This is a genomic window from Streptomyces swartbergensis (assembly GCF_002148965.1).
GTDB lineage: Bacteria > Actinomycetota > Actinomycetes > Streptomycetales > Streptomycetaceae > Streptomyces > Streptomyces swartbergensis.
In genome coordinates this window covers 1-9,761 of the sequence record NZ_NGFN01000323.1, presented here as the reverse complement: position 1 = coordinate 9,761, position 9,761 = coordinate 1, and the positions used below count along the sequence as shown (strand labels likewise).

The following is a 9,761-nucleotide window of genomic DNA, read 5'->3' as shown; positions in this document are numbered from 1 at the left end:
CACCTCGGATGCCCAAGGTGGTCAGTATCCGGTATTAGACCCCGTTTCCAGGGCTTGTCCCAGAGTGCAGGGCAGATTGCCCACGTGTTACTCACCCGTTCGCCACTAATCCCCACCGAAGTGGTTCATCGTTCGACTTGCATGTGTTAAGCACGCCGCCAGCGTTCGTCCTGAGCCAGGATCAAACTCTCCGTGAATGTGTACCGGTAATCCGGTCGACACCACGAGAGCGGAACAGTCAGGCGGAATAAGCCCGACCGTTCACAGCGTCCTCGCTGTGTTTTTTCAAAGGAACCTCGCCCCAGCTGATGCTGGAGACGGGGTATCAACATATCTGGCGTTGACTTTTGGCACGCTGTTGAGTTCTCAAGGAACGGTCGCTTCCTTTGTACTCACCCTCTCGGGCTTTCCTCCGGGCGCTTCCCTTCGGTCTTGCGTTTCCGACTCTATCAGATCCTTTTCTCGATCCGATTCCCTGTCGGCGGGATTTGCCGGGCGGCCTTGGCTTTCGCTCGTCGGCCTTTCGACATTCACTACGTTAACCGATTCGCCGTCCAACTCATAATCGAGTCCGTTGGCGCCGAATTCAGACGTGCGAGCACGCCGAATTCACCCCTGCTGAGGGGAGTGGCTAGGTAGTGGGTTGGCCGCTTCCGGCTGCTGGCGAATGCCGTACCCGGGTCAAGCGGCTCGGGATACATTACGCATCCTGCGGGGACGCGTCAACTTCGGCGGCGCCTCGGGACATGGGCCCGATAGGGGCTCACCGTCGGGTCGTTGGCGACCCAGAAGCGCCAGGGGTGGATGTCGCCGTTGCCGCCGTCGCCCGCGACTCCGGTGCGTGGGCCGTTGCGTATCTGGTCACGGCGTACGGGCGTACCCGTGAGGACCCTCAGGGGTGTGGCGTCGGAGGTGCAGGCGTCCGTGCCGTCCAGGGAGCGGTCCACGCCCAGGGCCGTGGCAAGACGGGCCGGGCCTTTGGCCAGTTCCTTGTCGTTGCGGGCCGAGAGTCGACGGGTGCGGGCCAGCTCGGCGCCCTCGATGATCTCGCCGGCGCGCAGCAGGACCGCGCTCGCCTTGCCCTCGGGACCGCACACCAGGTTCATGCAGAACCACATGCCGTACGTGAAGTAGACGTATACGTGCCCGGGGGGACCGAACATCACGCCGTTGCGGGCCGTCCGGCCGCGATAGGCGTGGGAGCCGGGGTCGTCGGCACCGTCGTAGGCCTCGACCTCTGTGAGGCGAAGGGCGATCGGACCGTCCGGGGTGGTGCGTACCAGGATGCGGCCGAGGAGGTCGGGGGCGACATCGAGGACGGGCCGGTCGAAGAACTCCCTGGACAGGGGCGTACGGTCGGGGGTCGCGATCATGCCCTCCGAGGGTACTGGAGACGGGTGGCGCGGCGGGGTGGCCTCAGGGCGCCGGCCTTGCCAGGGTGAGGGCATGGAACCGGCCACGGCCGGATCGCGTTTGTACGGATCAAGGATCCACCCGTAGTGGGCGAGAGGGAGAGACATGGCGTTCAAGAAGCTGCTCGCGAGCATGGGGGCCGGCGGGGCTTCCGTCGAGACGGTGCTGCACGAGGTCAACGTCGTGCCGGGCGGTGTCGTCCAGGGTGAGGTGCGGATTCAGGGCGGGTCCGTGAACCAGCAGATCGAGGGGCTCTCGGTAGGGCTGCAGGCCAAGGTCGAGGTGGAGAGCGGCGACCAGGAGTACAAGCAGGACATCGAGTTCACGAAGTCGCGGCTGGGCGGGGCGTTCGAGCTTCAGGCGAACGCGGTGCACGCGGTGCAGTTCGGGCTGGAGATTCCGTGGGAGACGCCGATCACGACGATCGACGGGCAGGAGCTGCGCTCGATGCACATCGGGGTCTCCACGGAGCTGGAGATCGCGCGGGCGGTGGACTCCGGTGACCTGGACCCGATCAACGTGCACCCGCTGCCGGCGCAGAAGGCGATCCTGGACGCGTTCATCCAGCTGGGCTTCCGGTTCAAGAACGCGGACATGGAGCGCGGTGTCATCCGGGGTACGCGGCAGAAGCTGCCGTTCTACCAGGAGATCGAGTTCTACCCGCCGCAGCAGTACCGGGGGCTGAACCAGGTCGAGCTGAGCTTCGTGGCCGACCAGCACGCCATGGACGTGGTGCTGGAGATGGACAAGAAGCCGGGGCTGTTCAGCGAGGGCAGCGACACCTTCCGGTCCTTCCAGGTGGGGCTGAACGACTACCAGGGGACCGACTGGACGGCGTACATCAACCAGTGGCTCTCCGAGGTCGGCAGCAAGCGCAGCTGGTTCTAGGAGAGGGCCTAGGCTCGGGATCGACTGCAAGAACCGATCCAGGAGGTACCGAGGTGACCGAGCTCAAGCGGCGGCCGCTCCCCCACGACTTCCATCCGCCCGTGCCGTCGTTCACGGTGACGAGCGAGGACGTCCAGGAGGGGGCGACGCTCAAGGACGCTCAGGTCTACGCGGCCGGCAACACCTCGCCGCAGCTGCGGTGGGAGGGCTTCCCGCCCAAGACCAAGAGCTTCGCCGTGACCTGCTACGACCCCGACGCTCCGACGGGCAGCGGGTTCTGGCACTGGGTGCTGTTCGACATCCCGGCGTCGGTGACCGAGCTGCCGGCGGGTGCGGGCAGCGGCAAGTTCGAGGGTCTGCCCGAGGGTGCGATCCACGCTCGTAACGACTACGGCGGCAAGGAGTTCGGCGGTGCCGCGCCGCCGCCCGGGGACGGGCCGCACCGGTACGTGTTCACGGTGTATGCCGTGGACCAGGAGAAGCTCGGGCCGGACGCGGAGGCTTCGCCGGCCGTCGTGGGCTTCAACCTGCGGTTCCACACGATCGGGCGGGCCCAGCTGATCGGTGAGTACGAGGTGCCCGCCGAGGGCTGAGCAGGCCGCCGCTCTATCCCAGCGTTCACGGAACGTTTGCCCGCTCCTGGTCTTGGAATTGATCAGGAGCGGGCATTTTTGTTGCCGGGGGTCGCGGGGGTCACCCCTCGTGGGAGCAGCAGATATTGCGTTGTCCATCTCGGCGTGCCCGGCCAGAGTTGATCCCAGCCCGCCAGGGGGTGGGCCGGTGCACACGGGAGGTGGGCTGGTATGCGGGACACGCTGGTACTCAACGCGAGCTTCGAGCCGCTGTCGACGGTGACGCTTAACCGAGCCGTCGTTCTGGTGCTTCAGGACAAGGCCGTCGTCGAGCAGGCCCACCCCGAACTGCGGATGCGGGGAGCCGCGGTCGACATACCGGCGCCCCGTGTGATCAGGCTCTGCCAGTACGTACGGGTGCCCTTCCGAAGACGAGCGCCGTGGTCGAGGCGGGGTGTGCTGGTCCGGGACCGGCACCGGTGCGCGTACTGCGGGAGGCGGGCGACGACCGTGGACCACGTGGTGCCGCGGTCGCAGGGCGGTCAGGACACGTGGCTGAACACGGTGGCCTCGTGTGCTCAGGACAACCACCGCAAGGCGAACCGGACTCCGGAGGAGGCGGGGATGCCGCTGCTGCGGCAGCCGTTCGAGCCGACTCCGGCGGACGCGATGCTGCTGGCGCTGGGGCAGGACGACTTCGACGCGCTGCCGGAGTGGCTGGCCCAGCCTGCGGCCTAGTCTGGCTGGCTGACTGACTGGCTGTCGCATGAAGGGGGCCCGCTTCCTTTGGGAAGCGGGCCCCCTTCATGCGTGCCGGGTCAGTCGAGGGACGGCTTCTCGCGGCGTTCCTGGGCGGGGACGCCGCCCCCGGACGCGCCTGAGTTGCCGCCGGAACCGCCGCCCAGGCCACCGAAGTTGCCCATGGCGCCGGACAGGCCCTTGAGGGCGTCGCCGATTTCGCTGGGGACGATCCAGAGCTTGTTGGCGTCGCCTTCGGCGATCTTGGGGAGCATCTGGAGGTACTGGTAGGAGAGCAGCTTCTGGTCCGGGTCGCCGGCGTGGATGGCCTCGAAGACCGTACGGACGGCCTGGGCCTCGCCCTCGGCGCGCAGGGCGGCCGCCTTGGCCTCACCTTCGGCGCGCAGGATCTGCGACTGCTTCTCACCTTCGGCGCGCAGGATCTCGGACTGCCGGACACCTTCGGCCTGGAGGATCGCGGCGCGCTTGTCGCGGTCGGCGCGCATCTGCTTCTCCATCGAGTCCTGGATGGAGGTGGGCGGCTCGATCGCCTTGAGTTCGACGCGGTTGACGCGGATGCCCCACTTGCCGGTGGCCTCGTCGAGGACGCCGCGCAGGGCCGCGTTGATCTCCTCGCGGGAGGTCAGGGTCCGCTCCAGGTCCATGCCGCCGATGATGTTGCGGAGCGTGGTGACCGTGAGCTGCTCGATCGCCTGGATGTAGCTGGCGACTTCGTACGTCGCGGCGCGGGCGTCGGTCACCTGGTAGTAGATGACCGTGTCGATGTTGACGACCAGGTTGTCCTGGGTGATCACCGGCTGCGGCGGGAAGGGCACGACCTGTTCGCGCAGGTCGATGCGGTTGCGGATGGTGTCGATGAACGGGACGACGATGTTGAGGCCGGCGTTCAGCGTCCGCGTGTAGCGGCCGAAGCGCTCGACGATGGCCGCACTGGCCTGTGGGATGACTTGGATCGTCTTGATCAGGGCGATGAAGACCAACACCACCAGAATGATCAGGACGATGATGACCGGTTCCATCGTCGTTCCCCGTGTCCCTTCTCCGCTTCGGCGCCTTCGGCAGCTCTTATGGTTGTCGAAGATCTTGCTGGTCGAGTCTGTCAGACCGTCGCGTAGCTGGCGAGGAGTTCACTCCAGTTACGTCCTGCGAGGTCACATGACGATCGCGGTGGCTCCCTCGATGTCCACGACGTCTACTTCCTGGCCTACTTCGTAGGCGCGGTCGGTGTCGAGGGCGCGGGCGGACCAGACCTCTCCGGCCAGCTTGATCCGGCCGCCGGAGGCGTCGACACGTTCCAGGACGACGGCTTGTCTGCCCTTCAACGCGTCCACACCGGTGGCGAATTGGGGTCGCTGGGCGCGATGCCGGTTCGCGATGGGCCGTACGACGGCGATGCCCGCGGTCGAGATGACGGCGAAGACGACGACCTGGGCGACGGCTCCGCCGCCGAAGACCCCGCTGACCACCGCGGCGCCGATGGCGCCCACCGCGAGCATGCCGAGTTCGGGCATCGCGGTGACCACGAGCGCGATGCCGAGCGCTGTCGCGCCGATCAGCCACCACAGCCATGCGTCGATTTCCACGTGGTCATGGTAGGTCCGACGGCCCCGTCGCCGACAGGGCGCCCGGCGTGTGAAATGCCGTTCTTACTTTGGGATTTGTGAAGCGGCGGGCCGGGTCAGGACAGCGGGAGGCCCTGTGCCGTCCAGCGCTCGCCCGCCTGTTCGACGACGAGCGGGAGGCCGAAGCAGAGGGAGAGGTTGCGGGAGGTGAGTTCGAGCTCCATCGGGCCGGCGGCCAGCACCTTGCCCTGGCGGATCATGAGGACGTGCGTGAAGCCCGGGGGGATCTCCTCGACGTGGTGGGTGACCATGAGCATCGAGGGGGCGATCGGGTCGCGGGCGAGACGCCCGAGGCGGCGGACGAGGTCCTCGCGGCCTCCGAGGTCGAGGCCGGCGGCGGGCTCGTCGAGGAGCAGCAGTTCGGGGTCGGTCATCAGGGCGCGGGCGATGAGGGTGCGCTTGCGCTCGCCCTCGGAGAGCGTGCCGAACTTGCGCTCCAGGTACTCGCTCATGCCGAGGCGGTCGAGGAAGGCGCGGGCGCGCTGTTCGTCGATCTCCTCGTAGTCCTCGTGCCAGGTGGCGGTCATGCCGTACGCGGCGGTCAGCACCGTCTCCAGGACCGTCTGGCGCTTGGGGAGCTTGTCGGCCATGGCGATGCCGGCCATGCCGATGCGCGGCCGCAGCTCGAAGACGTCGGTGCCGGGCTTGCCGAGGGTCTCGCCGAGGATGGCGGCGGTGCCCGAGCTGGGGAAGAGGTAGGTGGAAGCGAGGTTGAGGAGGGTGGTCTTGCCGGCGCCGTTCGGGCCCAGGATGACCCAGCGCTCGCCCTCCTTGACCGACCAGGAGACCTGGTCCACCAGAGCCCGGCCCTCGCGGACCACAGATACGTCCTGAAGCTCCAGAACATCGCTCATGAGCGCGTTGTCTCCCCTTGCAGTGTGGCCGGTCTCGGCTGTCGCGTAAGCCTGTGGCTCGGTCCGCCGCGCCGGTGGGCGCAGCCCTCCATGAAATCTACGCCACCGTTCGGCCCGGACATTCCCTCGGTCCGGTCCTTGGAGGGTCCTAGGGTGGGAGCATGCTCACGGAACCGCGCGCTGGACGTCTCGCAGCTTGGGGAAATGCCCTATTGGCCGGACTTGTCTCTCCGGACGACGCCGTGCTCGCCATCGTCGGTGAGGACGCGGTGCATCGGGTGGAGGGGCTGCCGGGTGAGTCGGGCCAGGTCGGGCTGACGCTCGCACTGGGGCGGCTGCGGACGCTCGGGGTGACCGGGCTGCGGGTGGCGCTGCCCGCGCCGGGGCATCCGCTGGGGCTGAGCGGGCCGCCGGAGTTCAACGCGCGGGCGCTGGAGGCCGAGGAGGCCGTGGTCTGTTACGGGGCCGCCTTGGGGTTGGTGCCGGACGTGTACGAGGCCGGGCCCGAGGGTGTGCAGGTCGAGGTGGTGTGGCATGTGCTGCCCGTGCGGGAGGCGCCGCCCGCGGATGTGCCGTCGCTGGGTGAGGCGGAGCGGGAGCTCGCGGAGGCCCTGAGGGAGGCGACCGAGGCGCTGACGCGGCTGGATGTGGCCGGGTCGGGGCCGGTGGCGGAGGCGGCGGTCGACGCGTATCGGGCGCGGGCCGAGCGGGGGCGGGAGGTGCTGGCGCCCGGGTATCCGTCGCGGGCGGTGCGGGTGCTGGAGTTGGCGCAGCGGGTGGGGACGCTCATCGATGTGGCGACGGAGAGTGGGCCCGGGGGTGCGGTGAGTGCGTCCGAGATCTCTGCGCGGCGGGAGGCGTTGCGGCCGGTGGAGCGGACGGCTCGGCGGGCGCAGGTCGCGGCGTACAACTCCGTTGTGGAGGAGCGGGAGCGGGGGGTGCGGTGACTGGGGTTTCTGGTGCTCGGCGTTGGTGCTGAGCGGGGGTGCGGTGCGGTGACTGTCGGTTGTGCAGGTGCTCTGCGTCTGTCCTGAGGGCGAGTGGGTGCGCAACCCGGCGCTGCGGGGTGCCGCTGCGCCCACCCGTGCCGCCCAAGCGGCACGGCTGCCCGCAGCTGAGCAGACCAGACCGGCCTCCCAGGCGTTGCTGGGAGGCCGGGGTCACCTCCGGCTCGGAGACGGAGGTGGAGCGTCAGTGGTTGACGGCGTGGTTGCCGAAGGCGGGGTTCAGGATGCCCACGACGTTCACGCTGTTGCCGGACACGTTGACCGGGACGTGCACCGGGGCCTGGACGACGTTGCCCGAGCCGACGCCCGGGGAGCCCACGGCCTGGCCGTCGGCGTGCGCGCTGGTGGCGGAGGCGATGCCCGCGCCCGCGGCCAGCAGGCCACCGGTCACCATCGTCACGGCAGCGGCCTTCTTCAGGTTCTTCACTTCTGAGCCCTCCTTGCGATTGCCGCGGCAGGCGCCGCAGCACGCACTGGAGAACGGCGGAGATCCACCGAGGATGCGCCATGTGGGGGACATTCCCACGACGGTATGAATCTCAGTCCGGAACGGAACCCTCCGTGTTGCCGTGGGATGAGCGTGTCAGCCGGTCACGCCATGGCGAACGGCCCACAGGGCTGCCTGCGTTCGGTCGGACAGATCGAGTTTCATCAGGATGTTCGAGACGTGGGTCTTGACGGTCTTCTCGGAGAGGACGAGGGCGCGGGCGATCTCCCGGTTGGAGCGGCCGTCCGCTATCAGGCCGAGCACCTCGCGCTCCCGTTCGGTGAGCGAACCGGCCCTGCCGGGGCCCGAGTTGGCCTCCTCCTGGGACAGCAGGGCGTCGGCGACCTCCGGCTGGAGGAGGATGTGCCCGGCGTGGACGGAGCGGATGGCTCCGGCGAGGGCGTCGGGGTCGACGTCCTTGTAGACATAGCCGGCGGCACCCGCGCGCAGGGCCGGGACCACCGTGCGCTGCTCGGTGAAGCTGGTGACGATCAGCACGCGCGCGGGGTTGTCCAGTTCGCGGAGTCTGCGCAGGGCGTCGACTCCGTCCATGCCCGGCATCTTGACGTCCATGAGAATGACGTCGGGCCGCAACTCCTCAGCACGGTCGACTCCTTCGGCACCGTCCGCCGCCTCACCGATGACCTCGATGTCGTCCTGCACCTCCAGGAACGTGCGCAGGCCCCGGCGGACGACCTGGTGGTCGTCGACGAGCAGCACCTTGATTGCGTCAGCCACCGGGGACCTCCATCTCGATCGTGGTGCCCTTGCCGGGCGCCGATTCCACGGTCAGCGTGCCGCCGGCCCCGCTAGCCCGGTCCCGCATCGAGACCAGGCCCAGATGGCGCCCCGCGCGGCGGACCGCCATCGGGTCGAACCCGCTGCCGTCGTCCGTGACCCGCAGGACGGCTCCGCCGCCGTGACGGTCCAGGGTCACGTCGACGTGGTCGGCGCCGGAGTGGCGCAGGGCGTTGTGCAGGGCCTCCTGGGCGACCCGCAGGACGGCCTCCTCCTGGGAGGCGGGCAGGGCCTTCACGCCGCGGGCGGCGAAGGTGACGTGGGCGGAGTRGGCGCGGTCGAGGACCTGGACCTGCGTCCGGAGAGTGGCCACGAGGCCGTCCTCGTCGAGGGCGGCGGGGCGCAACTCGACGACGGCGGCGCGCAGTTCGTCGGCGGCCTCGGCGGCGAGGGCTGCCACCTGCTGGAGTTCGCCCTTGGCGCGGGAGGGGTCCCGGTCCACCAGGCGGGCCGCGGCCTGGGCGGTCAGGCGGAGGGAGAAGAGCTTCTGGCTGACCGCGTCGTGCAGTTCGTGGGCGAGGCGGGAGCGTTCCTCGGCGATGGTGAGTTCGCGGCTGCGTTCGTAGAGGCGGGCGTTGGTGAGGGCGATCGCCGCGTGCTGGGCGAGGATGCCGAGCAGTTCCTCGTCGTCGGCCGTGAAGCCGCAACCGCCCTCGGGCTTGGGGCATGGGGGGTGTTCCCCCACAGGACGCAGCTTGTTGGCCAGGAACAGCGCGCCGATGACCTCGTCGCCGTCACGGATCGGCAGGCCCAGGAAGTCGACCAGGTCGGGGTGGGCGCTCGGCCAGCCCTCGAAGCGGGGGTCCTTGCGGACGTCGGCGAGGCGCTCGGCCCTGGCCTCGTGGAGCATCGCGGCGAGGATGCCGTGCTGGCGCGGGAGCGGGCCGATGGCCTTCCACTGCTCCTCGCTGACGCCGTCGACCACGAACTGGGCGAAGCCGCCGTGGTCGTCCGGGACGCCGAGCGCGGCGTACTGCGCGTCGAGCAGCTCGCGGGCCGAGGCGACGATCGTCTTGAGGACGTCGCGCACCTCGAGATGCCTGCTCATGGCCAGCAGCGCGGAGCTCACCGCGGCGAGGCCGGACCGGGGACCGTGACTCATGTCCTCACGGTACCGGCGGGCTGTGACAGCGCGGATCGGACCGCCGGCGGCGGGCGCCCGGTCCGGTGGGCCTAGGTCGCGGGGCCGATGCGGCCGGGCGGCGTGGCGTAGGACCGGGGGCGCCGGGCCGGTGGCGTAGGGCGAAGGGACCCGGTGGTCTGCGGCCCGCGTCCGAGGCGGTCGGGGTGGTCCTGTTCCTACGTTGAGTGCACCCGATCACGACGAGGGAGCGGATCATGCCGGTTGCGATCATCACCGG

At 69.2% G+C, this 9,761-nt stretch carries 11 protein-coding genes and 1 rRNA gene; 4 read left to right on the top strand and 8 right to left on the bottom strand.

Translation table 11 applies throughout. The features are described 5' to 3' along the window. Both CA983_RS34735 and CA983_RS34725 read right to left on the bottom strand, forming a co-directional pair. Window positions 1–197 (bottom strand): 16S ribosomal RNA (locus tag CA983_RS34735); the annotation flags it as partial. Between the two features lie 525 nt (window positions 198–722). Then, window positions 723–1,373 carry a DNA-3-methyladenine glycosylase gene (locus tag CA983_RS34725; RefSeq protein WP_086604736.1) on the bottom strand — a complete coding sequence of 217 codons (651 nt, stop codon included), beginning with the start codon at window positions 1,371–1,373 and terminating at the stop codon, window positions 723–725. A 145-nt stretch (window positions 1,374–1,518) separates the two neighbouring features. On the opposite strand from CA983_RS34725, the gene CA983_RS34720 reads away from it, so the two are divergent. From CA983_RS34720 to CA983_RS34710, 3 genes are all read left to right on the top strand, one after another. Next, the gene (locus tag CA983_RS34720; RefSeq protein WP_086604735.1) at window positions 1,519–2,301 is read left to right on the top strand and encodes a sporulation protein; all 783 of its coding nucleotides are present in this window, start codon (window positions 1,519–1,521) and stop codon (window positions 2,299–2,301) included. Between the two features lie 53 nt (window positions 2,302–2,354). Beyond that, complete coding sequence (locus CA983_RS34715; RefSeq protein ID WP_086604734.1) at window positions 2,355–2,894, top strand: YbhB/YbcL family Raf kinase inhibitor-like protein; 540 nt, start codon at window positions 2,355–2,357, stop codon at window positions 2,892–2,894. Window positions 2,895–3,104: 210 nt separating this feature from the next. Continuing rightward, entirely contained in the window at window positions 3,105–3,611 is a 507-nt protein-coding gene (locus tag CA983_RS34710; RefSeq protein ID WP_010037688.1) for an HNH endonuclease, read from the top strand. An 80-nt stretch (window positions 3,612–3,691) separates the two neighbouring features. Here the strand turns inward: CA983_RS34710 and CA983_RS34705 are convergent, their stop codons facing one another. From CA983_RS34705 to CA983_RS34695, 3 genes are all read right to left on the bottom strand, one after another. Continuing rightward, window positions 3,692–4,651 (bottom strand): SPFH domain-containing protein, encoded by a 960-nt coding sequence (locus CA983_RS34705; RefSeq protein WP_086604733.1) that lies wholly within the window; start codon window positions 4,649–4,651, stop codon window positions 3,692–3,694. Between the two features lie 132 nt (window positions 4,652–4,783). After that, window positions 4,784–5,215: an NfeD family protein gene (locus CA983_RS34700; protein WP_086604732.1), complete on the bottom strand. Its 432-nt coding sequence runs from the start codon at window positions 5,213–5,215 to the stop codon at window positions 4,784–4,786. 95 nt (window positions 5,216–5,310) lie between these two features. Further along, entirely contained in the window at window positions 5,311–6,108 is a 798-nt protein-coding gene (locus tag CA983_RS34695) for an ABC transporter ATP-binding protein (protein WP_086604731.1), read from the bottom strand. 161 nt (window positions 6,109–6,269) lie between these two features. Here CA983_RS34695 and CA983_RS34690 point away from each other — a divergent pair, with 161 nt between their 5' ends. Next, window positions 6,270–7,055, top strand: a complete 786-nt coding sequence (locus CA983_RS34690; RefSeq protein WP_086604730.1) for a hypothetical protein — start codon at window positions 6,270–6,272, stop codon at window positions 7,053–7,055. A gap of 244 nt (window positions 7,056–7,299) precedes the next feature. Here the strand turns inward: CA983_RS34690 and CA983_RS34685 are convergent, their stop codons facing one another. The 3 genes from CA983_RS34685 to CA983_RS34675 form a co-directional block, all read right to left on the bottom strand. Then, a complete protein-coding gene (locus CA983_RS34685) occupies window positions 7,300–7,542 on the bottom strand; it encodes a chaplin (RefSeq protein ID WP_086604729.1) in 243 nt (80 codons plus the stop codon). Between the two features lie 156 nt (window positions 7,543–7,698). Continuing rightward, window positions 7,699–8,340 carry a response regulator gene (locus CA983_RS34680; RefSeq protein WP_086604728.1) on the bottom strand — a complete coding sequence of 214 codons (642 nt, stop codon included), beginning with the start codon at window positions 8,338–8,340 and terminating at the stop codon, window positions 7,699–7,701. Then, the gene (locus CA983_RS34675; RefSeq protein ID WP_086604727.1) at window positions 8,333–9,502 is read right to left on the bottom strand and encodes a GAF domain-containing sensor histidine kinase; all 1,170 of its coding nucleotides are present in this window, start codon (window positions 9,500–9,502) and stop codon (window positions 8,333–8,335) included. The genes CA983_RS34680 and CA983_RS34675 overlap by 8 nt, the downstream gene beginning before the upstream one ends. Between the last annotated feature and the right edge of the window lie 259 nt (window positions 9,503–9,761).

What these genes read in the sequence shown, in the direction of transcription:
- CA983_RS34725 (WP_086604736.1), bottom strand. Translation starts at nt 1,373, where the DNA reads ATGATCGCGACCCCCGACCGTACGCCCCTGTCCAGGGAGTTCTTCGAC.
- CA983_RS34705 (WP_086604733.1), bottom strand. Translation starts at nt 4,651, where the DNA reads ATGGAACCGGTCATCATCGTCCTGATCATTCTGGTGGTGTTGGTCTTC.
- CA983_RS34695 (WP_086604731.1), bottom strand. Translation starts at nt 6,108, where the DNA reads ATGAGCGATGTTCTGGAGCTTCAGGACGTATCTGTGGTCCGCGAGGGC.
- CA983_RS34690 (WP_086604730.1), top strand. Translation starts at nt 6,270, where the DNA reads ATGCTCACGGAACCGCGCGCTGGACGTCTCGCAGCTTGGGGAAATGCC.
- CA983_RS34710 (WP_010037688.1), top strand. Translation starts at nt 3,105, where the DNA reads ATGCGGGACACGCTGGTACTCAACGCGAGCTTCGAGCCGCTGTCGACG.
- CA983_RS34720 (WP_086604735.1), top strand. Translation starts at nt 1,519, where the DNA reads ATGGCGTTCAAGAAGCTGCTCGCGAGCATGGGGGCCGGCGGGGCTTCC.